Origin of the sequence: Nitratidesulfovibrio sp. D1 (assembly GCF_051133415.1) — a bacterium.
GTDB lineage: Bacteria > Desulfobacterota > Desulfovibrionia > Desulfovibrionales > Desulfovibrionaceae > Cupidesulfovibrio.
This window is the reverse complement of sequence record NZ_JBPGNZ010000009.1, coordinates 25,077-47,225: the sequence shown is the minus strand read 5'-3', so window position 1 is coordinate 47,225 and position 22,149 is coordinate 25,077. Positions and strand designations below refer to the sequence as shown.

The window sequence follows — 22,149 nt, the reverse complement described above, 5'->3', positions numbered from 1 at the left end:
ATGCAAGAACCCGGCACCCTCCCCCCTGCCCTGCCCGCACCCCGCCACAGGCTTGCCATTCTGGCGCTCGACGGCTTCGTGCCGTACGACCTGTGCGTCCCCCACGAGATATTCACCGGCGTCACCCTGCCGGACGGGCAGGCCCCCTACGACGTGTGCTTCATCGGGCCAGCGGAAACGGCCCGCAGCGGCCACATTCACATCACGGGGTGCCTGCCGCCGCAGGCCATGCCGGACATGCACACCATCGTCGTCCCCGGCCTCGTCACCCCCTTCGGCTACCGCGACGAACAGGTGTTCGCGGCGCTGCGCGAGGCGGCGCGGTGCGGCGTGCGGCTGGCGTCCATATGTTCCGGGGCGTGCGTACTGGCCGCCTGCGGCCTGCTGGACGGGCTGACGGCCACCACCCACTGGGCGCTGGTGGACAGGCTTGCCGCAGACCACCCCATGATCCGCGTGGAGCGCGAGGTGCTCTACTGCGACAACGGCCACATACTCACCTCCGCCGGGCTTGCCGCGGGCATGGACCTGTGCCTGCACATGATCAGGAAGGACCACGGCGCGCTGGCCGCCGACGCCACGGCCAAGCTGTTCGTGGTGCCGGTGGAGCGCGACGGCAGCCACCGGCAGGTCATCCGGCGGGTGCCCCCGCAGGACAGGGACAACATTGCCGCCTTGCAGGCGTGGCTGCTGGAAAACCTGCACGGCCGCCTTTCGCTGGCCGACATGGCCGGGCATGCCTGCATGAGCGCGCGCACCCTGAACCGGAAGTTCCAGCAGCAGACGGGCATGCCCCCCATGGCATGGCTGGCGAGGGCCCGCGTGCTGCGCGCCCAGTCGCTGCTGGAATCGGGCGGCCTTTCGGTGGAGCGCATAGCGGAACTGACGGGGCTGGGCACCGCCGCCGCCCTGCGCGAGAGCTTCCGGCGCGTCACGGGCATGAGCCCCGCCGCATGGCGCAAGACCTACGGGGGCAGCCGGTAACACCGACAGCGCAAGGGACCGCCCCTTGCGGAGCGGTCCCGGTCGTTGCGTCCTTTGTGGCCGTATCCTGCGGGGCTATTCCGCGCCCACCCCAAGGTAGTTGCGGACCTTCTGGGCGGCGAAGCGCGCCTCGGCGTCGGGTTCGGGGCGCAGCACAGAGCCCAGCCACCCGGCCGCGAAGGCGGCGGGCATGGAAAACAGGGCCGGATTCTTGAGCGCGAACGGCGCGGCCATGCCCCACGGCGAATGCAGCACGTCCACCCACACGGTGGGGCTGAGCACGATGCACCCCACGGCCATCGTGGCCCCGGTGGCGATGGCGCACACCGCCCCGAAGGTGGAGAAGCGCTTCCACAAGATGGACATCAGCAGCGCGGGGAAGTTGGCGCTGGCGGCGATGGCGAAGGCCAGCCCCACCATGAAGGCCACGTTCTGCCCCTTGAAGGCGATGCCGAGGCCCACGGCCAGCACGCCCAGCGCCACGGTGGCCCGCTTGGCCATGCGCACCTCGTCCTCCTCGGTGGACCGGCCGCGCCGGAACACGTTGGCGTAGAGGTCGTGCGCGTAGGTGGTGGCCCCGGCCAGGGTCAGCCCGGCCACCACGGCCAGGATGGTGGCGAAGGCCACGGCGGCGATGAAGCCCAGGAACATGGTGCCGCCGGTCACTTCCGCCAGCAGGGGCGCGGCCATGTTGCCGCCCCTGTCGAACCGGGCGATGACGTCCTGCCCCACCAGCGCCATGGCCCCGAAGCCGATGATGAAGGTGAGCACGTAGAAGTACGAGATGAAGCCGGTGGCGTAGAACACCGAACTGCGGGCGGCCTTGGCGTCGGGCACGGTGTAGAAGCGCATCAGGATGTGCGGCAGCCCGGCCGTGCCGAACATCAGCGCCATGCCCAGGGACAGGGCGTCCCACGGGTTGGAGACCAGCCCGCCGGGGGACAGCACCTTGTCGCCGTACCGTTCGGCCGAGGCGCGGAAGAGTTCCGCCGGGCTGAAGCCGAAGCGCTGCAACACCAGGAACACCATCACGCTGGCACCGCCCAGCAGCAGCACGGCCTTGATGATCTGCACCCAGGTGGTGGCCAGCATGCCGCCGAAGAGCACATAGGCGATCATCACCACGCCCACCACCAGCACCGCCGTTTCGTACGGCAGGCCGAACATCAGGTGCACCAGCGATCCGGAGCCCACCATCTGCGCGATGAGGTAGAACGCCACGGTCATCAGCGACCCGCACGAGGCCGCCACGCGGACGGGCCGCTGCCGCAGACGATAGGCCACCACGTCGGCGAAGGTGTACTTGCCGAGGTTGCGCAGCGGTTCGGCCACGAGGAACATCATCACCGGCCAGCCCACCAGGAACCCGATGGAATAGATGAGCCCGTCATACCCCGTCAGGGCCACCAGCCCGGCGATGCCCAGGAACGAGGCCGCGCTCATGTAGTCGCCCGCCAGGGCCAGCCCGTTCTGGAACCCGGTGACGCTGCGCCCGGCCGCGTAGAATTCCGCCGCCGACCGGCTGCGCCGGGCCGCCCACCACGTGACGCCCAGCGTGAACGCCACGAACAGGAAGAAGAAGCCGATGGACAGCGCGTTGGGCTGCCCGATGGTGGAGGTGAACTCAGGCATGACGGCCCCTCCCCTGCGGTTTCAGCGTGGCCACGATGCGGCGCACCGCGCCGTCGTAGCGCCGGTTGGCCCACCACACGTACACGCCGGTCAGGGTGGTGGCGGCCATGATGATGCCGAACCCCACGGGAATGCCCAGCGGCATGCCGCCCGCCGCCGCGTGCAGCAGGTCGCGCCGGAAGGCCAACACCATGATGAACCCGAAATAGACGGCCAGCATGGCGGCCGTAAGGGCAAGCGAGACGCCCCGGTGCGAGCGGACCAGTTCCGTGAACCGCTCGTCGTCGTCCATGAAGGAATGCGGCGCTTCCGGAAGGACGTCCATGGTCATGTCCAGGTGTTCCGCCGTCTCGGTGATCGTGGCCATGTCGTGCCTCCTTGCGTGTGGCCTGTCATGCGGGCTTCACCCGCGTGACGGCCTGTTTCCCCCGGCGGGCTCCCGTGCCGTCACGGGGCCGCCGATGTCCATGGCCCCTTGTACAGCCCCCCGAAGAGAGCGCCACGTCACTTTCGGTGAATGGCCCTTCCGTGGCCGCGAACAGGACAGGGCGGGAAAATGCCCGGCCCTCCGCCGCTCGCGCCGCCGTTCGCCGTTCACGGAACGGCGCGGCGCGCAACGCCGCCGCGGACCGTTCACCGGCCATGGGATACCGCACGCCGCAAGCCCCGTGCCGCTGGCGCCGGAGCGCGGCAACGGAAAAGGGATGCCGCGTCAGGCGACATCCCCTGCAACACCCGTCCGGAACCACCGGAGGGCGACACTCACGGCCTGCGCCGGACTTCAGCGCCCGGCCAGCAGCGGCACCGTCTCGTGCAGCGCGTCCATCAGGGTGCGGACGGCACGGCGGCGCATGCCCGGCACCTCGTCCCACCACTGCGCATCGCAATTGACGCAACAGTTGTCCCGCTCCACGTCCACGAACAGCAGCGACCCCACCCGCGCCTCTATTTCCGTTCGTTTGCCGTCGCGTGTCACAAGCACGACCTGCACCAGATCGTACGGATATTCTTCGCGGTCCATGCGTCCTCCTTTGGCCGTTACGGGAGAGAGGTCACCACCTCTTATCACATGGTCTCCCCCTTTCAAGATGCGGCGCGCGGAACGGACGGACATTGTGCATTTGCGGGACTAGCTGTTTCTTCGCCACACTACGTGACACCTCATTGTCTTTTTTCCGTGATGCACGCGCATGGCGCGCAAAGACGGCGTCATTGTGAAATAAATAATTACTGACGTGCGCAGTGGTTGAACAATCAGCCACCGCTGCGATCCCGGCCAGTGCATCGGCCACGGCCGTGGCGGCGTCCCTTTCTCCCGCGCGTTGCATTTCGGGCCGCGCGCAAAGGGCGGCCCCTTCCCGCAGGAGGGGGCCGCCCGGTGTGCTCGTTGGCCGTCTCGTTCCGGCCGGTCATTCCGGCATGGCGTGCGACGGCCGTGACCGGGTTCCCACCCGGCAGGGCGGGGCTACTCCGTCTTGTCCCCCGGCTCCTTGGGGCTCTTGGCGCGCTTGCCCTTGCTTTTTCCGTTGCCGTTCTCGTCCTTCTTCTCGCCGAAGTTGCGCAGCCCTTCGGCCAGTTCGCGCAGCCGCGCGTCCACCTTGGCGTACACGGTGCCCTCGGGGTAGGCCCCGTCCGGTCCGCGCACCCCGGCGGGCACGCCGGTGAGCAGTTCGATGCCCTCGTCCACGGTGCGCACGGCCCAGATGCGGAAGGCGCCCGTGCGGACGGAATCCAGCACCTCGGGCTTCAGCATCAGGTCGTTGATGTTGGCGGCGGGAATCAGCACGCCCTGCCCGCCGGTCAGCCCCTTGCGCTTGCACACTTCGTGGAAGCCTTCGATCTTCTCGTTCACGCCGCCGATGGGCTGCACCTCGCCCTTCTGGTTGACCGAGCCGGTGACCGCGATGCCCTGCCTGATGGGCACGCCCGACAGGCTGGAGAGCAGCGCGTACAGTTCGGTAGACGAGGCCGAGTCGCCGTCCACCCCGCCGTAGGACTGCTCGAAGGCGATGGAGGCCGCCAGGGTCAGCGGCTTGTCCTGGGCGAAGGCGCGGCGCAGGTAGCCGGAAAGAATGAGCATGCCCTTGTTGTGGATGGCCCCGGACAGGTCCGATTCGCGCTCGATGTTGATGATGCCCTCGCGCCCCATGGAGGTGGTGGCGGTGATGCGCGAGGGCTTGCCGAACATGTGGTCGCCCATGGCGTACACGGCCAGCCCGTTCACCTGCCCGACGACCTCGCCGTCGGTATCGATGAACACGCTGCCCCGGTCGATCATCTCCTGCACCTTCTCCTCGATGAGCCCGGCGCGGTACTGCCGCCCTTCCACCGCCTGCGTCACGTGCGCGGCGGACACCATGTCCGCCCCGGCCTCGCGGGCGAGGTAGTCGGCCTCTTCCATGATGTCGCGCAACACCGGGAACGAGGTGGTCAGCTTTTCGCGCCGTCCGGTCATGCGCACGCCGTGCTCCAGCAGGGCGGCCACGGCCGTGGCGTCGAACTGGCGCAGGCTGCGCGCCGCCACGAAGGTCTTCATCAGCTTGGCCACGTCGGTGACGCACACCTCGTCCAGCGGCATGGACGAATCGAAGTCGGCCCACACCTTGAAGATCTTCTGCACGTCCGGGTCGTAGTGACGCAGCATGTGGTACAGCTGGGGCGTGGCCATGACCACTACCTTGACCTCCATCCTGATGGACTCGGGCTTTATGCCCGTGGCCGTGATGAAGTAGTAGGGGTCGAAGGTCTGGATCTCCATTTCCGAGGTCTTCAGGGCGCGCTTCAGGGTCTGCCACACCCCCGGCTCCATGATGGCGTCCATCAGGTTCAGCACCAGGTAGCCGCCGTTGGCCTTGACGAACGACCCGGCGTTGATCTTGGTGAAGTCGGTGCGCCACAGGCCGGACCGGTCCATGACCCGCTCGATGGAGCCGAACACGTTGCGGTAGTTGGGGAACGATTCCACGATCACCGGCGGGCCTTCCAGTTCCGCGTTGTCCACCAGCAGGTTGACCTGGTAGGGATGCAGCACCGCTTCCGCCGGGGCGGGCACGAACATGCCCATGGGCCCCTGCACCTGCTGGCCCATGACCTTGAGCCCGTCGAGGTTTTCGGCCATGTCGGCCAGCACCGCCTCGATGTGCTTCTGCACCTTGGGGTCCTCGTACCCTTCCAGCAGCGGCCGGGCGAGGTCGCGCGCCGAACTCATGAACATGAGCCGGTCCACCTCTTCGGTCTTGCGCTTCACTTCCTTTTGCAGTTCACGCACGTCGAGGAAAATCGCGTCGATTTCTTCCTTCAGCGTCTTGTAGGTTTCCTGAAGCTTTTCCAGTTCCTCGCGCGGAAAGCGCCCCTTGGCGGCCATTTCCTCCAGCTTCAGCAGGTGCACCGGCTCGCCGTCCACGATGGGCACGATGTCCGGCCGCTGGATCTGGCCCATCTGCATGTTCACCAGCACGAAGCCGGAATCGCGCACCTTGGTTTCCAGGTTCTTGAAGAACTCGCGGGTCTTCCTGTCGTGCGCCTCGATGATCTCGTTCTTGCTGGCGATGTATTCCTGGCTTTCGAACAGCTGGGGAATGTCGCGCTTCACCGTATCCAGGAACGCCTGCACGTCGGCCTTGAAGGCGCGCCCCTTGCCCGCCGGAAAGCGCAGCAGGATGGGCTCCTCGGGCGTCTTGAAGTTGTTCACGAAGCACAGGTCGTCGGGCGTGGCCTCGCCGCGCGCGCCGTTGCCCAGCAGCCGCTTGACCATGGACAGCTTGCCGATGCCCACGGCCCCGGTGACGAAGATGTTATAGCCCTTGCCCTGCATGCCCATGCCGAAACGAAAGGCATCCACCCCCCGCCGCTGGCCGATGATGTCGGCCTGTTCCTCCACTTCGCCGGTGTGGGCGAAGGACAGCGTTGCGGGGTCGAGCGTCCAGCGCAGCTGTTCGGGCGCGAGCGGAGCGGGAAGCCCCCCGCCGCCCGGCACGGATGAGGGCGCGGGCGGGGATGCGGGCAGGGACGGGGACGCCGAAGAGGCAGCGGTGCGTTTGGTCGCCTTCTTGGTGGTGGTCATGGTGCCTCCTTGTTTCTCAACCGGCCCGGCCGGTCCTGACGGGAACGCGGCGCGCCTCGGGCCTGCGGCACTTGGGCATGGTGATGCGCAGGACGCCCTCGTCCAGTTCCGCCTCCACGTCTTCCGTGCGGATCTTGCACGGCAGCATGAAGCGGCTTTCGTACCGGCTGCTGGATTCGCCGATGGCGCAGCTGGCGCTTTGGGCGCAGCGCACGATGAGCACGCTGCCGGTGATGACGATGTCGAGGTCTTCGGCGGTGACGCCCGGCAACTGCGCCTCGACCACCACCGCATCGGGGGTGTCGATCATGCGCAGCGCCGGTTCCATCAACGGCTGGCAGACCGAGGGCAGGCCCAGTTCCGAGCACAACCGGTCGAACATCCGGTCGCTTTCGCTTCTCAGGCGCTGCAACTCCTCGCTTTTCCACAATTTGAAGTTGGCCATGCGGGTGACCTCCGGAAATGGGGCACAAGGTGCGAACGGTGGCCGGACGACGACCGGCGGAAAAACGGACGGCCGGGGCGGTGCCTTGCGGGGCAGCCGCCCCGGCCGGGTTGCGGTTCTCTGCATATCGGAATAAGGCGGCGGCGCTGCCCCGTCCAGTGGACGGAGGCGAAAAGGCGTTTCCCTTGCGGAGGTTGGCCTAGTCGCCGGAGCGCGACGTGACTTCGATCAGATGATGGCCGAACTGGGTGCGCACCGGGCCGAGCACGGTTCCCACTTCGCCGGTGAACACGGCTTCGTCGAATTCGGGCACCATGGCGCCACGGGGGAATTCCCCCAGGTCGCCGCCACGGCGGCCCGACGGGCACTTGGAGTGGGCGCGCGCCACCTCGGCGAAGTCTTCGCCCGCCTGGATGCGGGCCTTCAATTCGTTGCAGGCATCCTCGGTATCGACGAGAATGTGGCGTGCCTTGGCTTTGAGCATGAAACCTCCTTACGGAAATGGCGATTTCACCCCATTATCGCATGCCGTGGACGGCGACGCAACCACGCCGTCGCACTTGCCCTTGACCTTCGGCGCTGATATTGCGGGTGAACGCCACGCGGCGCACGCCACTTTTCAAGGAGATCGGACTGATGACTGGTGAACGCACCGAAGCCACCGGGCTGGAAACCCCGGAGGCCGCCACCGAAACCGGACAGGCGGAAGCCACCGCCCCCGAAGCCACCGTTGCCCCTGCCCCGCAGGAGGCGGCCCCCGTCGAAATGAGCGAAGAAGACGCATTCGACGAGAACGCCAGCTTCGCGGACCTGCTGGAGGCGCATTCCGGCACGGCGGAAACCGTGCGCACCGGCGAACGGGTGAAGGCCACCGTGGTGGCCATCGGCGAGGACACCGTCTTCGTCGCCACCGGGGCCAAGGTGGACGGTCTTGTGGACCGCAAGGAGCTGGAGGACGCCGAAGGCAACCTGCCCGTGGCCGTGGGCGACGTGCTGGAACTGTACGTGGTTTCGGCCAACGCCAACGAAATCAAGCTGTCGCGCGCCATGGGCGGCCAGGTGGGCCTGGCCCAGCTGGAGGACGCCCGCGAGGCCGGCATCCCCGTGGAAGGCCGCGTCACGGGCCCCTGCAAGGGCGGCTTCAACGTCGAGGTCATGAAGCGCCGCGCCTTCTGCCCGGCCAGCCAGATGGACCTGCGCCCCGGCGCCGAGCCGGAATCGTTCACCGGCCAGACCTTCCAGTTCCTGATCACCCGCCTGGAGCAGAACGGCCGCAACATCGTGGTTTCGCGCCGCATGCTGCTGGAACGCGAGCAGGCCGAATCGCTGAGCGCCCTCATGGAAAACGTGAAGGAAGGCGACGTGCTGGAAGGCACCGTGGCCCGCCTTGCCCCGTTCGGCGCCTTCGTGGAAATAGCGCCCGGCCTGGAAGGCATGGTGCACGTTTCCGAGCTGTCGTGGTCGCGCGTGCAGCAGGCCGACGAGGCCGTGAGCGTGGGCGACAAGGTGCGCGTGAAGGTGCTGTCCATCGCCGGTGCGGAAGAAGGCAAGGGCGGCAGGGAGTCCCGCAAGGGCCCGCGCATCTCGCTGTCCATCCGCCAGGTGTCCGGCGACCCGTGGCAGGACGTGGCCGAACGGCTCGACCCCGACCAGATCATCACCGGCAAGGTCACCCGCCTCGCCCCGTTCGGCGCCTTCATCGAAGTGCTGCCCGGCGTGGAAGGTCTGGTGCATCTTTCCGAAATGTCCTGGACCCGCCGCATCAACAAGCCCGAAGAGGCCGTGACCCCCGGCGAGACCGTGTCCGTGAAGATCAAGGAACTGGACCCCGCCCGCAAGCGGCTGTCGCTGAGCCTGCGCGACGCCGAGGGCGACCCGTGGTCCACGGTGGAGGAACGCTTCCCCGCCGGGTCCACCGTCACCGGCACCGTGGAGAAGCGCGCGCCCTTCGGGCTGTTCGTGAACCTGGCCCCCGGCGTCACCGGGCTGCTGCCCAACGCCGTGGCCGCCACCTCGCCCCAGTCCAGGACCTACGCCGGGCTGAACCCCGGCGCGGAAGTCTCGCTGGTGGTGCGCGACCTGGACGTGAAGGCCCGCCGCATCTCGCTGGCCCCGGCCGACGCCACCGGCGAGGACGACGGCGAATGGCGCAAGTACGCCCAGCCCCAGAAGCGCGAGCATCACGAAGGACGCCCGGGCGGCCGCGAAGGCGGGCGTGACGGCGGGCGCGGTTCGCGCTCTTCCGCCCCGGCCACCGTGGTGTCGGGCGATTCCGGCGGCTTCGGCAGCCTGGGCAGCGCCTTGCAGGCCGCCCTGGAAAAGCGCAAGAAGTAGCCGTACGGCAGATACCAACCGGACGGGGGGGCGCATGCGCGTTCCCCCGTTTTTTTCGTGCCCGCGCCCGGCCGTGCCCGTGCGCCGCACGGACAAAAAATGACGTTACGGTGTTTACATCGTACCGGTATGCCCTATTATCTCACCCAGCCGGCCCCGCGATCACGGGGGGCCGTGGCCGCGGGCACGTCGCCGCCCGCAAACCGCCCCTGCCAAGGAGCCCTACATGGCACGTTCACTTTCCCGCACCCTCGCCGCCGCGCTGGCGCTGTGCCTTGTGCTTGCAGCCGCCGCGCAGGCCGCGCCCATGCTGCCGGACTTTCGCGAACTGGCGAAGCAGTCGGGCAATGCCGTGGTCAACATCAGCACCGAAAAAACCGTGCAGGCCGCGGAAAATCCGTTCAACGAACTGTTCCGCAACATGCCGCCCGGCACCCCCTTCGACAAGTTCTTCGACCAGTTCGAAAAATTCCACGGCCGCCAGCAGCGCCCGCAGAAGCAGCGTTCGCTGGGGTCCGGCTTCATCATCTCCACCGACGGCTACATCGTCACCAACAACCACGTGGTGGCCGAGGCGGACGTGATCCGCGTGAACCTGCAAGGCGCCAGCGGCAAGTCCAACTCGTACGTGGCCAACGTCATCGGCACCGACGAGGAGACCGACCTCGCCCTGCTCAAGATCAACGCGGGCAACTCGCTGCCGGTGCTGCGCTTCGGCGATTCCGACAAGCTGGAAGTGGGCGAATGGCTGCTGGCCATCGGCAACCCCTTCGGCCTCGACCATTCGGTGACCGCGGGCATCCTGAGCGCCAAGGGGCGCGACATCCGCTCCGGCCCGTTCGACAACTTCCTGCAGACCGACGCCTCCATCAACCCCGGCAACAGCGGCGGCCCGCTGCTGAACATGGACGGCCAGGTCATCGGCATCAACACCGCCATCATCGCCTCCGGCCAGGGCATCGGCTTCGCCATTCCCAGCACCATGGCCGAGCGGGTCATCGCCCAGCTGCGCGCCGAGGGCAAGGTGCGGCGCGGCTGGATCGGCGTGACCATCCAGGACGTGGACGAGGCCACGGCCCGCGCCCTGGGCCTTGGCGAACCGCGCGGCGCGCTGGTGGGCTCGGTCATGCCCGGCGAACCGGCCGACAAGGCGGGCCTGAAGCCCGGCGACATCGTGCTGAAGGTGGACGGCGACGACGTGGCCGATTCCAGCCAGCTGCTGCGCCGCATCGCCGCGCTGAAACCCGGCGACACCACCAAACTGATCCTGTGGCGCAGCGGCCAGACCAAGACCGTCAACCTTACCCTGGGCGAACGCACGGCGGAACACCTTACCGCCCAGCGCGGCGAACCGGGCCCGGAAAAGAGCGGCAAGGAACAGGCCGCGGCCAGCCTTGGCATGAGCGTGCGCCCGGTGAGCGCCGAAGACGCCCGCAACCTTAAGCTAGAAGAGGCGCGCGGCCTGCTGGTGGTCGCCGTCGAGGGCGGCAAGCCCGCGGCCGAGGCGGACATCCGCGCCGGGGACATCATCCTGCTGGCCAACCTCAAGCCGGTGAACACCGCCGCCGACCTCACCAAGGTCATCGAGCAGGACGGCAAGAAGCGCGGCGCGGTGATGCTGCAACTGATGCGGCGCGGCCAGACCTTCTTCCGCACCGTGCCCCTGGAATAACGCGCCCGCGCGCATCGTGACCACAAGACCGGGGAGGAGGCGCGCACGCGCCCCCTCCCCTTCCGCACGAACAACCCGCCTTCGCGCATACCGGACATGAGCAACCTCACCCCCCGTGAAATCGTTTCAGAACTGGACAAGTACATCGTGGGCCAGAACGCCGCCAAGCGCATGGTGGCGGTGGCCATGCGCAACCGCTGGCGCCGCCAGCAGCTGGACCCGGCCCTGCGCGACGAGATAGCCCCCAAGAACATCATCATGATGGGCCCCACCGGCGTCGGCAAGACCGAAATCGCCCGGCGGCTGGCCAGGCTTTCCGCCTCGCCGTTCATCAAGGTGGAGGCCACCAAGTTCACCGAGGTGGGCTACGTGGGCCGCGACGTGGAATCCATGGTGCGCGACCTGATGGAAATCGGCATCGCCCTGGTGCGCGCCGAGGAGAACGAGAAGGTGCGCGTGAAGGCCGAGGCCCGCGCCGAAGAACGCCTGCTGGACCTGCTGCTGCCCGGCGGCTCACCGCAGCCCGCGCCCCAATCCGCTCCCCAGTCCGGGCAGGGCATGGGCGGCCTGACCTTCGACCTTTCCGGCGGCCAGGCCATTCCCCAGCCCCCGGCACGGGGCGATGCGTCCTACACCACGGGCTCCGCCCCGGCTTCGGACAGCCGTTCCTCCACGCGCGAAAAGCTGCGCACCCTGTGGCACGGCGGCCATCTGGACGAGCGCGAGGTGGACATGGAGGTGGAGGAATCCGGCGGGCCGCAGGTGGGCATGCTGTCCATGCCGGGGCTGGAGGACGTGGGCTCGCAGGTGCGCGACATGTTCAGCAAGGTCTTTCCCTCGCGCCGCAAGCGCCGCCGCATGAAGGTGCGCGACGCCTTCAACCTGCTGACGCAGGAAGAGGCCGACCGGCTCATCGACCACGACCGCGTGTCCGACCTTGCCCGCGAGCGCGTGGAGCAGACCGGCATCATCTTCATCGACGAAATCGACAAGATCGCCAGCGGCGCCGCCCAGAAAAGCTCCGACGTCTCGCGCGAGGGCGTGCAGCGCGACCTGCTGCCCATCGTGGAAGGCAGCGTGGTCAACACCAAGTACGGCATGGTGCGCACCGACCACATCCTGTTCATCGCGGCCGGGGCGTTCCATTTCAGCAAGCCATCGGACCTGATTCCCGAGTTGCAGGGCCGCTTTCCCCTGCGGGCGGAGTTGTCCGCGCTGGGAAAGGACGACTTCCTGCGCATCCTCACCGAGCCGCACAACGCGCTCACCCGGCAGTACACCGCCCTGCTGGAAACAGAGGGCGTGCACATCGAATTCACCGGCGACGCCCTGCGCGAAATCGCCGCCTTTGCGGAGGAAACCAACGCCCAGACCGAGAACATCGGCGCGCGGCGGCTGTACACCATTCTCGAAAAAATCCTGGCCGACCTTTCGTTCGAGGCCCCGGACCGCTCCGGCGACCGGGTGACCGTGGACAGCGACTACGTGCGCGCGCACCTGGCCGACGTGCGCGCCAACAAGGATCTGAGCCGCTACATACTGTAGCAGGAACCCCAGCCGCTGCCCCGCGCAGCGCACCGCCCGCAGAGAGTGCCATGAGCCAGACCGAACACGAGGCCGCGTCCTGCTGCGCAGACCCCGTCGCCTACGCCAAGCTCCAGTCCAAGGTGCTCATCGAGTGCCTGCCCTACATGCGCCAGTTCCACGGGCAGACCGTGGTCATCAAGTACGGCGGCCACGCCATGAAGGACGAAGCGCTGAAACGCGCCTTCGCCCTGAACATCGCCCTGCTCAAGCAGGTGGGCATCAACCCGGTGGTGGTGCACGGCGGCGGGCCGCAGATCGGCCGCATGCTGGAGCAACTGCACATCCAGTCGCAGTTCCGCGAAGGGTTGCGCGTCACCGACGACGCCACCATGGACGTGGTGGAAATGGTGCTGGTGGGCAAGGTCAACAAGGAGATCGTGAACCTGCTGAACCTCAGCGGGCTCAAGGCCGTGGGTCTGTCCGGCAAGGACGGCCAGCTCATCCGCGCCCGCAGGATGGAGATGGTGGTCAACAGCGCCACTCACGCGCCCGAGATCATCGACCTCGGCAAGGTGGGCGAGGTGATGGGGGTGGAAACCGCCCTGCTGCGCTCGCTGGAACGCGACAACTTCGTGCCGGTCATCGCGCCCGTGGGCGTGGACGAAAACGGCGAGACGTACAACATCAACGCCGACGCAGTGGCCGGGGCCGTGGCCGGGGCGCTGCGCGCCAAGCGCCTGCTGCTGCTCACCGACGTGGCGGGCATCCTGGACAAGCAGAAGGAACTGATCCGCTCGCTGACCACCCGCGAGGCCGTGGAACTGTTCACCGACGGCACGCTCACCGGCGGCATGATCCCCAAGGTGAAGTGCTGCCTGGAAGCGCTGGAGGAAGGCGTGGAAAAGGCCATGATCGTGGACGGCCGGGTGGAGAACTGCATCCTGCTGGAACTGTTCACCGACAAGGGCATCAGCACCGAAATCGTGGGCGAGCGCGGCATGCGCGCCGCCGCCAGCTGCGGCTGCCGCCGCTAGCGGATTCCGCCCCGGCGAATCCTGTCGGTGTGCCGTCGCGCCGGGCCATTCCCGGGCAGTGGACCGCCATCTGAAATTGCCCCCATGAACGGTCGGAAGGTACCCCTTCCGGCCGTTTCCGTTCCGCGACTTCCTCTCCGCACGCCTCTGCAATGTCCGGTTGGCAGCAGGGCACGCACGGTTGGCAGGCGGAAAGCCCGCTTTGCACCTTTCTCCACCTACCGTTCAACGCAACATGCCGCAGTTCCCTGCTGTTTCAAAACAGAACAAGCATGGAACATCTCTTGCTGATGCGCCGTTACTATCGAGCGCGAGTGGTCGCTCCCATTTCACCGGAGGTACGGCATGGAACGGATAAGCAGAAGATCGGCATTGAAGACCATGGGTTTTCTGGGATGCGCGACGGGCTGCCTTGCCGGGGGCCTGATGGCGGGCGCGGCTCCGTTCTCCGGGCCGGAAACGGCCATGGCCGTCACGGCCGGGCGATTTGCCCAGAAGGACGCCCCCTTCTCGTGGAAGCCGCACGTGCTGGACGCCAAGGTCTCCGCCCCGGTGGCCTATGACGGCTACTGGCACCAGGGCTACGGCTGCGGCTACGGTGTCTTCTACGCCATCGTGGGCGTGATGGGCGAACAGCACGGCGCCCCGTACAACCAGTTCCCCTTCACGATGCTGGAGGTGGGCAAGAGCGGCATTTCCGACTGGGGCACCATCTGCGGCGCGCTGCTGGGCGCGGCCAGCGCCTTCGCGCTGTTCTGGGGCCGCAAGGACCGTGACCCCATGGTGACGGAACTGTTCCGCTGGTACGAGCAGACCCCCTTCCCCGTGTACGATCCGGGCACGGACGCCAGGGGGGTGCCGGGGGCGCTGCCCACCAGCGTGAGCAATTCGCCCCTGTGTCACGTGTCCGTGGGCCGGTGGTGCCAGGCATCGGGCTTTGCGGAAAAGAGCAAGGAACGCGGCGAGCGTTGCGCGCGCATCACCGCCGACGTGGCCGTGAAGGCCATCGCCATCATGAACGCCAAGCAGGCGGGCACCTTTGCCGTGGCCCACGGCGACCCGGCCTCGGTCACCTACTGTGGCAAATGTCACGGCCCCGGCAAGGAGTCGCCCCTGCTCAAGGGCAAGATGGACTGTACCCCCTGCCATTCCGGCAGCCCGCACACGGCGGACAAGTTCAAGAACCACCCCTAACCACGCCGGGCCACACAGGACCACCCCGGCCCCGCCCTGCCCCCCTCGCCATGGCGCCGCGCCCCCGCCGGATTCCTCTCCGGTGGACGGCGCGGCGCATCATTGACTGATGGGCGGCTGACGGGCGATGGAAACCTGAACGGCGGCCGGCGTCAGCGGGTCAGGTGCGCGGCCAGTTTCCGCGGCCCGTATTCCGCGAACAGGGCGCGCAGGGTGCCGTTGCTCCGCATGCGCGCCAGCGAGGCGTTGACCTTGGGCAAAAACTCGCGCAACGAGGCATGCAGCATCACCGTGATGGGCGCCGGGTCGGCGAACACGTAGGCCACGCGAACGTCGCCCTCGGACCACCCGGCCTCGTGCATCCAGTAGGCGGCCTCGTAGTCGTCCACGATCATGGCATCGATGCGCCCGGCCCGCAGCTTCTGCAGGTTCTGGGGCACGGTGTAGGCGTCCTCGCGGCGCAGCAGCCCCGTCTCGAAGGCCTCGTCGAAGCCGTCGTGGTAGACGTACCCGCCGATGGTGCCCACGCGCAGCCCGGCGAAATCGCGTACGGAACGGAACACGCCCTTGGCCCCGGCGGGCATCAGCACCATCTCCGTGGACATCATGAACGGCTCGGAATGCACGGCCACGTCGGAAAGTGTCTCTTCCCACAGGGGGGAAACGCACGGCACCACGTTGATCTCGCCCCGGCGAAAGGCCATCTGGCGGCGCGGCTTGGGCATGAAGCCGAACTCCACCCCCAGACCCAGGTCTTCGGCCACCTGGCGCAGCACCATGGGGCAGATGCCCTCGGCGGAACCGTCCGGCCCGGCCATGATGCGCGGCGCCCACTCGTCGGAAACGGCCACCAGTGTCTGCGGGGACGGACCGCCCGCCAACGCAGGACGGACCGCAAGCGCCAGGACCGCCGCGCACGCCGCCATGGCGCACACGGCACGCATGGCGGGCCGGATCAGGTAGGTTGTGCGAACGATCATGCCCCGGCGCATAGCCCATCCCGTAAGCGTTGGCAAGTGACACATGCTTATCAGGCGTACTGCCTGCGCCACTCGTCCAGGAACAGCAGCGACGTTTCCAGCGGGGTCAATTGCCCGCTGCGCTGGCGAAGGGCCGTGATCACGTCGGCGAAGGCGGCGTCGGCGGGCAGGCCCAGCCGGTCCAGCAGCGCGGCAAGGTCGCGGCGCATGTCATCAGGCAGGTCGGCGGGCAGCCCGGCATCGGCCAGGCGCGGGGCGGGCCAGCCGGAGCGGCGCTGCGCGATGAACTCCAGCAGCGTGCGCATGCGGTGCTGGTAGGTATGCTCGGCCAGCACCCGGGCGCGAGCGCGGGCCGCCATGGCCTGCCGTTCCCCGGGGTGGGCCAGGTAGTGGGCGATGGCCGTGGTCAGCCCGTCCATGGAATCGAAGGTGGCCAGTTCATCCTCGGCGAACAGTTCGTCCATCAGGGTGCGCCGGTCCACCAGTTGGAAGGCTCCGATGCTGGCCAATTCGAAGGTGCGCGGGTTCACGAAGTCGCCGCCGCTGACCAAGGTGCGGGACTGGATGCTGGAATGCAGGTTCAGGTTGATGCGGCTGGCGTTGTAGATCTTCACCGAATCCTCGGCGGACACCCGCGCCCCGCCCTGCTGCACGTGGCGCGCCAGCAGGGGTTCGCCGTCCCATTCCGTGCCCCATATCCTGAAGTCCAGATGCACCAGTTGCCGGAAGGCCACGCGCCGGTTGGGGTAGCCCGCGCCCAGGAAGGCCACGTCGGCCCCGTAGCGGCGCTGGTCCACCGGCGAAAGTTCAAGTGGTTTGTGAAAGGACGGCAGCGCGGCCATGGGCAGGTACAGCGCGTCGCGCACGCCGATGGCGGCCAGTTCGTCCAGCAACGGCTGGCGCTGGATCACCGCGAACACGTCGTAGAACGGCGCGAAGGCCCGCCAGTAGGTGAATACCCGGTGGTCCTCCACGAACCACATGGCCGTGGCCACGTTGTCGCGCCGCAGACGCTTGAGGGCCTGGTGGTTCAGCGGGGCCTGCGCCAGACACAGCACCAGGTCCGGCCCGAAGGTTTCCACCTTGGCCAGCACCGCCTGCGAGACAACTTGAAGAAACGAGTTCTCCAGGTACTCCAGCCGGTCCGCCGTGACCTTCAGTTCCTTCAGCGCCGTGAACGCGCCGAGGAACGACGGAGCCTCGAAGGTTTCCACCGCGTGGCCCAGGTCGCGCAGGGCATCCACGCAGTAGCGCCCGATGGGCAGCGAGCCGCCGTACATGGGCAGCACCACCAGCACGCGCAGGCGGGGCATGCCGGAGGCGGCGGGGCTGGCGCCGGGCGCGGGAGAGTCAACGGTGCGGGAGGCCGGAGCGGTGTCGATGGACTGGGTCATGCGTGAACCTCATACCGGTGAACCGGCGGGCGTGGAGACGGAAACCTTAAAGTTGAACATCAACCTTCAACCTGCACCCCTCTTCATGCACGACGCGGCGGCTCGTCGGCAAAGGGGTCGAACGCGGCGAACGCCGCGCCCTCCGGGCCGGGCAGCATCCAGTCCGCCTCGTGGTACAGCAGGCGGGCCAGTTCGTGGTCGGCCAATTCCTCGCCCGCGAACAGGCCAAGGTACTCGCCCACCAGCGCCCGCAGTTCCACCCGGCGCGGCGCGGACGGGTCCTCCCCGAACACGGTGAGCCAGGTGGAGCCCACGTCGTCGAGGGTGGAGACCATGCCCAGTATGTCCGGGGGGTGGCGGTCGCCGGGGCGTCCGGCCAGAAAGGACAAAAACTCGCGCGACCGGAAGGCGTCGAGGCATTTCACGTCGATGGGGCACGGCCGTGCTTCCAGGCAGGGCAGGCAGTCCAAGGTGGCCTGCCATACCCGGTGGCCGGGGCCGTAGGGACCGGTCTCGTGACACCATGCCGAAGACAGGAAAAAGCCCTGCACCGGCACGCCCAGGTGCGCGGCAAGGTGCATGGTGCCGGTATCGGGCGTGAGCAGCGTATCCAGGCCGGTGAGCGCATCCGCAAGGTCGGTCCAGCCGGTGCGGCCCACGAGGTCGTCGTAGTTTCCGGCCACGGACGCGGGCAGGTGGTCCAGCACCTTGCGCAGCAGCGGCCGTTCCGCCTTGGTCCCGAAAAAGGTCACACGCGGACCGCCCATCCCCTCGAATACGGCGCGCAGACAGGCAGCCAGCACGTCCGGCGGCAGCGAACGGCGCGACATGCGCCCGGCCAGCACCACCCCGATGCCCCGCCCGCCGCGCAGGGCGATGGGGTTCACCCGCGCCGGGGCCACGGGCCGGGGGGCCAGCGCCGCCCAGAAGTCCACCAGATTCACCGGCGACAGACGGCGGTGGGCCACCCAGCGAAAGGCCATACGCATCCAGCGGTCGCGCAGGGGCTGGCCGTTCAGGGTGCGGTAGCCGCGCACCGCATCGGGGGGGAACAGCGCGGCAAGGGCCGTGTTCAACCCGGAATTGTTCAGGTTGTAGACCGTGTCGAAGCGTTCCGCCGCCAGCGCCGCGAAGGCGCGGGCGTTGTGCGCCAGCACGTCGGCTTGCGGCACCCCGCCATGGGCGCGCACCGCATGCACGGTGACGCCGGGATGGACCAGCCGGGCCAGTTCCGCCAGCGAGGCGTCCACCGCCAGATGAACTTCCTCCGCGCGTTCCCCTTGCCCGTCGCCATCCAGTAGGGACAGTATCAGGCGCTTGGTCTGCACGAGGTCGCCGAAACGGGCCAGTTGGATGACGAGGTGTTTGGCCATGCGGGTGCCTGCCGGATGATGGGATGGCGCAAGGGGTTGGCGTCGTTAGGGGATTTGGGCCGTTTTGGGCAGACTAGCCCAAGTGCGGCGCGGCGGCAAGGCGGGCCGGTTTTACTTTGCCCGCCCCTCGTGTATACGACCCCAATGCGTTACTATCCCCTGCTGCTCGACCTGCACGGCCGCGCCTGCCTGGTGGTGGGCGCGGGGGGCGTGGGACGCCGCAAGCTGGCCGCGCTGCTGGCCTGCGATCCGGCCCGCGTGCTGGTGCTGGACGCCAACCCCGAGGCCCCGGCCGACCCGGAACTGGCCCCCCTGCTGGACCACCCGGCCGTGCGCTTCGCGGCGCGTCCCTTCGTCCCGGCCGACGCGGAGGGCTGCGCCCTGGTCTTCGCGGCCACGGGCAGCCGCGCCGTCAACGCCGCCGTGGCCGATGCCTGCCGCCAGCGCAACGTGCCCTGCAACGTGGCCGACGCCCCGGACGAGGGCGCGTTCATCGTGCCCGCCCACTTCGCCTGCGGCGACCTGACGGTGGCCCTGTCCACCGGGGGGCACAGCCCCGCCCTTGCCCGGCGCATCCGCATGGACCTGCAACAGTGGTTCGGCGCGCGGTACGACGGCATCACCGTGCTGCTGGGCCGCCTGCGGCCGCTCGTCCTTGCGCTTGGGCACGAGACAGGGCAGAATACAGCGCTATTCCGCGCCATCGTGGAATCGCCGCTCATCGACGCACTGGCCGCGCGCGACCGCGCCGGGGCCGAACGCATCCTGACCGAACTGCTGCCCGCGGAACTGCATCCGCGCATCGTGGAGTTGCTGCATGAGCTCGCTTGAGCTGCTTTCCATCGCCATCATCATGCTCTACGTGCTCGGCACGGTGTGCATCGCCGTGGGGCTGCTGGCCCGGCGCGACAGGCTGAAGCGCCTTTCGCAGTGGCTGACCCTGGCAGGTTTCGCCCTGCACACCGTCATGCTGGGCCTGTCCATGCAGGGGCAGACCTGGCAGATTCTGGAAAAAGCCTACTATTTCCGCATGCTCTCGTGGAGCCTGCTGCTGATTTACTTTTTCGTCTGGTGGCGGCTGCGGCTGGAATTCCTGGGGCTTACCGCCTCGCCGGTGGCCCTGGTGTTCTACGTCTCGTCGTTCATGCTGGCCGACGTGCAGAGCAAGCTGCCGCCCGCCATGTCCGGCCTGTTCTTCGGGCTGCACATCGGCACGCTGTTCCTCAGCTTCAGCCTGATGACCATGGCCTGCGGGGCCGGGATGCTGTTCCTGTACATGGACCGCAAGCTGAAGCACAAGACGCGCCTTTCCGGCTTCGACCGCGACCTGCCCGCGCTCTCCGCCTTCGACAAGGTGAACCATCTCGCTGTGATGGCGGGCTTTCCGCTGTTCACGCTGGGCATGGTCTCCGGCTTCGTGTGGGCGCGCATCGCCTGGGGCAAGGTGCTGTCGTGGGATCCCAAGGAAATCATCTCGCTGGTGGTGTGGTGCATGTTCGCCGTGCTGTTCCACCAGCGCCTGGCGCTGGGCTGGCGGGGCCGCAAGACCGCCGTCATGGCCATCTGGATCTTCGCGGTGTGCGTGTTCTCGCTGCTGGGGGTCAACTTCCTGATGACCACGCACCACAGCTTCAACCCGCAATAACGGCCGCGCCCCGCAGGAACCATGACCCGCAACCCGGAACAGGCGCCGCGCGCCGCCCGCCCAGCGGACCACAAGACGCACCCCGCGAAGCACAGAGTTCACATGGACCAGGAAATCTATCTCATCGGCCTCAACCACCGCACCGCCAGCGTCGAAGTGCGCGAACGGTTCGCCCTCACCGACTGTACCGTCCTTGAACAAGGGGTGGTGCCCACCGGCGACGGCATTTCCGAAGTGGTCATCCTGTCCACCTGCAACCGCGTGGAAATCATGGCTGTGGGCAACGGCCCCGGCGTGCCCGCGCGCGTGCTGGACTGCTGGGCCGCCGCGCGCGGCCAGAAGCACCGCGACCTGGAACCCTTCGTCTACGTGCACAAGGGCATCGACGCGGTGCGCCACCTGTTCAGCGTGGCCTCCAGCCTCGATTCCATGGTGGTGGGCGAACCGCAAATCCTCGGCCAGCTCAAGGACGCCTACCGCAAGGCCGTGGGCCGCAACGCCACCCGCGTGGTGCTGAACCGCCTGCTGCACAAGGCATTTTCCGTGGCCAAGCGGGTGCGCACCGAAACCGCCGTGGCCTCCAGCGCCGTGTCCATCAGCTACGCGGCGGTGGAACTGGCCAAGCGCATCTTCGGCGAGATGTCGCAGTACAAGGCCATGCTCGTCGGCGCGGGCGAAATGGCGGAACTGGCGGCCACCCACCTGTTGAACTCCGGCATCCGCGAGATCATGGTGGCCAACCGCACCTTCGAGCGCGGCCTGCAACTGGCCCGGCAGTTCAAGGGCGAGGCGGTGCTGTTCCAGGATCTGTTCGTGCGGCTGGCCGAGGCGGACATCATCATCAGTTCCACCGGCGCGCACGAGCCCATCATCCGGGCGCGCGACATCAAGGACGTGCTGAAGCGCCGCAAGAACCGGCCCATGTTCTTCATCGACATCGCCGTGCCGCGCGACATCGACCCCGACGTCAACAACCTGGACAACGTCTATCTGTACGACATCGACGACCTGAAAGAGGTGGTCGAGGAAAACATGGCCCAGCGCCGCGAAGAGGCGGCCAAGGCCCGCGCCATCGTGGAGGAGGAGGCCGAGACCTTCGCCAGGTGGCTGAAATCGCTCGACCTGCAACCCACCATCGTGGATCTGCTGCGGCGCAGCGAACGCATTGCCCAGGACGAACTGGCCCGCACCATGAAACGCATCGGCCCGGTGGACGACGCCACCCGCGAGGCGTTGCAGGCCATGCTGTGCGCCATCGTCAAGAAGGTGAACCACGAGCCCATCACCTTCCTGAAACGCCGCTTCCACGAGGAAGAGGCCGGCACCCGGTACATCGACATCACCCGCCGCATGTTCAACCTGGACTGTGACGACGTGCCCGAAGACGCCCACAGCGACCGCAAGCACCACGCATAAGAGATCCCATGCGCACCTACCGCATCGACGACCTGACCTCCGCCGACATCGCCGCCGTGCGCGCGCGGCTGCACGACATGGACCTTGGCGCGGGCATGGATGGCCTGTACTGGCTGCCCGTGCCCCAGCACATGCTCAACCCCGTGCAGGTGGCCCACAGCGACAGCTGCGGCCCGTTCTGCCTGGCCCTGGAAGCCGACGAGGACGCCCTGCGCATGGAACTGCTGGTGCGGGCGCGCGGCATGCTGCGCTGCGAATGCATCGCCTACGCCTCGCCCGAACTGCGGGCGCACATGATCGACTATCTGGACGGCCTGCTGGCGGACCTTGGCATAGCCGTGTAGCGTCCCGTGGCGAACCGCGCCGTGACGCGAGGGGCGTTGTCCCCGTTGCCCGTTCCGTTGGCCTCCGCTGTTTCCCTGCACCGTCCTGCCTTGCCGTTCCCGGCCTTTCGGC

General features: G+C 67.8%; 19 protein-coding genes. 10 read left to right on the top strand and 9 right to left on the bottom strand.

What is annotated here, in order from left to right; all coding sequences use genetic code 11:
- On the top strand, positions 1-984 hold the full coding sequence (locus tag ACR4XJ_RS15740; RefSeq protein WP_434756096.1) for a GlxA family transcriptional regulator: 984 nt from the start codon (positions 1-3) through the stop codon (positions 982-984).
- 75 nt (positions 985-1,059) lie between these two features.
- Here the strand turns inward: ACR4XJ_RS15740 and ACR4XJ_RS15735 are convergent, their stop codons facing one another.
- From ACR4XJ_RS15735 to ACR4XJ_RS15710, 6 genes are all read right to left on the bottom strand, one after another.
- Positions 1,060-2,616: a sodium:solute symporter family transporter gene (locus ACR4XJ_RS15735; RefSeq protein WP_434756095.1), complete on the bottom strand. Its 1,557-nt coding sequence runs from the start codon at positions 2,614-2,616 to the stop codon at positions 1,060-1,062.
- On the bottom strand, positions 2,609-2,908 hold the full coding sequence (locus ACR4XJ_RS15730; RefSeq protein WP_434756127.1) for a DUF485 domain-containing protein: 300 nt from the start codon (positions 2,906-2,908) through the stop codon (positions 2,609-2,611). Before ACR4XJ_RS15730 ends, ACR4XJ_RS15735 begins: the two co-directional genes overlap by 8 nt.
- A 489-nt stretch (positions 2,909-3,397) precedes the next feature.
- Positions 3,398-3,637: a hypothetical protein gene (locus tag ACR4XJ_RS15725; protein WP_434756094.1), complete on the bottom strand. Its 240-nt coding sequence runs from the start codon at positions 3,635-3,637 to the stop codon at positions 3,398-3,400.
- Positions 3,638-4,081: 444 nt separating this feature from the next.
- Positions 4,082-6,679 (bottom strand): Lon protease family protein, encoded by a 2,598-nt coding sequence (locus tag ACR4XJ_RS15720; RefSeq protein ID WP_434756093.1) that lies wholly within the window; start codon positions 6,677-6,679, stop codon positions 4,082-4,084.
- 16 nt (positions 6,680-6,695) lie between these two features.
- Positions 6,696-7,124 carry an Hsp20/alpha crystallin family protein gene (locus ACR4XJ_RS15715; RefSeq protein ID WP_434756092.1) on the bottom strand — a complete coding sequence of 143 codons (429 nt, stop codon included), beginning with the start codon at positions 7,122-7,124 and terminating at the stop codon, positions 6,696-6,698.
- A 199-nt stretch (positions 7,125-7,323) separates the two neighbouring features.
- Positions 7,324-7,608, bottom strand: coding sequence for a peptidylprolyl isomerase (locus tag ACR4XJ_RS15710; RefSeq protein ID WP_434756091.1), 285 nt, complete (start codon positions 7,606-7,608; stop codon positions 7,324-7,326).
- Positions 7,609-7,760: 152 nt separating this feature from the next.
- Here ACR4XJ_RS15710 and ACR4XJ_RS15705 point away from each other — a divergent pair, with 152 nt between their 5' ends.
- The 5 genes from ACR4XJ_RS15705 (at position 7,761) to ACR4XJ_RS15685 (ending at position 14,885) form a co-directional block, all read left to right on the top strand.
- On the top strand, positions 7,761-9,458 hold the full coding sequence (locus tag ACR4XJ_RS15705; RefSeq protein WP_434756090.1) for a 30S ribosomal protein S1: 1,698 nt from the start codon (positions 7,761-7,763) through the stop codon (positions 9,456-9,458).
- A gap of 226 nt (positions 9,459-9,684) precedes the next feature.
- The gene (locus ACR4XJ_RS15700; protein WP_434756089.1) at positions 9,685-11,130 is read left to right on the top strand and encodes a DegQ family serine endoprotease; all 1,446 of its coding nucleotides are present in this window, start codon (positions 9,685-9,687) and stop codon (positions 11,128-11,130) included.
- 96 nt (positions 11,131-11,226) lie between these two features.
- On the top strand, positions 11,227-12,675 hold the full coding sequence (gene hslU / locus ACR4XJ_RS15695; RefSeq protein WP_434756088.1) for an ATP-dependent protease ATPase subunit HslU: 1,449 nt from the start codon (positions 11,227-11,229) through the stop codon (positions 12,673-12,675).
- A gap of 50 nt (positions 12,676-12,725) precedes the next feature.
- Positions 12,726-13,691 (top strand): acetylglutamate kinase, encoded by a 966-nt coding sequence (argB, locus tag ACR4XJ_RS15690; RefSeq protein WP_434756087.1) that lies wholly within the window; start codon positions 12,726-12,728, stop codon positions 13,689-13,691.
- A gap of 345 nt (positions 13,692-14,036) precedes the next feature.
- Entirely contained in the window at positions 14,037-14,885 is an 849-nt protein-coding gene (locus ACR4XJ_RS15685; protein ID WP_434756086.1) for a split-Soret cytochrome c, read from the top strand.
- 152 nt (positions 14,886-15,037) lie between these two features.
- Here ACR4XJ_RS15685 and ACR4XJ_RS15680 read toward each other — a convergent pair whose 3' ends face one another.
- The 3 genes from ACR4XJ_RS15680 to ACR4XJ_RS15670 all read right to left on the bottom strand — a co-directional run bounded on the left by ACR4XJ_RS15680 (position 15,038) and on the right by ACR4XJ_RS15670 (position 18,632).
- Positions 15,038-15,865: a substrate-binding periplasmic protein gene (locus tag ACR4XJ_RS15680; RefSeq protein ID WP_434756085.1), complete on the bottom strand. Its 828-nt coding sequence runs from the start codon at positions 15,863-15,865 to the stop codon at positions 15,038-15,040.
- A 50-nt stretch (positions 15,866-15,915) separates the two neighbouring features.
- Entirely contained in the window at positions 15,916-17,178 is a 1,263-nt protein-coding gene (locus tag ACR4XJ_RS15675; RefSeq protein WP_434756126.1) for a CgeB family protein, read from the bottom strand.
- 164 nt (positions 17,179-17,342) lie between these two features.
- Complete coding sequence (locus ACR4XJ_RS15670; protein WP_434756084.1) at positions 17,343-18,632, bottom strand: glycosyltransferase family 9 protein; 1,290 nt, start codon at positions 18,630-18,632, stop codon at positions 17,343-17,345.
- 144 nt (positions 18,633-18,776) lie between these two features.
- Between ACR4XJ_RS15670 and ACR4XJ_RS15665 the strand changes: the two genes are divergently transcribed.
- The 4 genes from ACR4XJ_RS15665 (at position 18,777) to ACR4XJ_RS15650 (ending at position 22,037) form a co-directional block, all read left to right on the top strand.
- Positions 18,777-19,463 carry a precorrin-2 dehydrogenase/sirohydrochlorin ferrochelatase family protein gene (locus tag ACR4XJ_RS15665; protein ID WP_434756083.1) on the top strand — a complete coding sequence of 229 codons (687 nt, stop codon included), beginning with the start codon at positions 18,777-18,779 and terminating at the stop codon, positions 19,461-19,463.
- Complete coding sequence (locus ACR4XJ_RS15660) at positions 19,450-20,277, top strand: cytochrome C assembly family protein (protein WP_434756082.1); 828 nt, start codon at positions 19,450-19,452, stop codon at positions 20,275-20,277. The genes ACR4XJ_RS15665 and ACR4XJ_RS15660 overlap by 14 nt, the downstream gene beginning before the upstream one ends.
- A gap of 102 nt (positions 20,278-20,379) precedes the next feature.
- Complete coding sequence (gene hemA, locus ACR4XJ_RS15655; protein ID WP_434756081.1) at positions 20,380-21,693, top strand: glutamyl-tRNA reductase; 1,314 nt, start codon at positions 20,380-20,382, stop codon at positions 21,691-21,693.
- A gap of 8 nt (positions 21,694-21,701) precedes the next feature.
- On the top strand, positions 21,702-22,037 hold the full coding sequence (locus ACR4XJ_RS15650; RefSeq protein ID WP_434756080.1) for a hypothetical protein: 336 nt from the start codon (positions 21,702-21,704) through the stop codon (positions 22,035-22,037).
- The last annotated feature ends 112 nt before the right edge of the window (positions 22,038-22,149 follow it).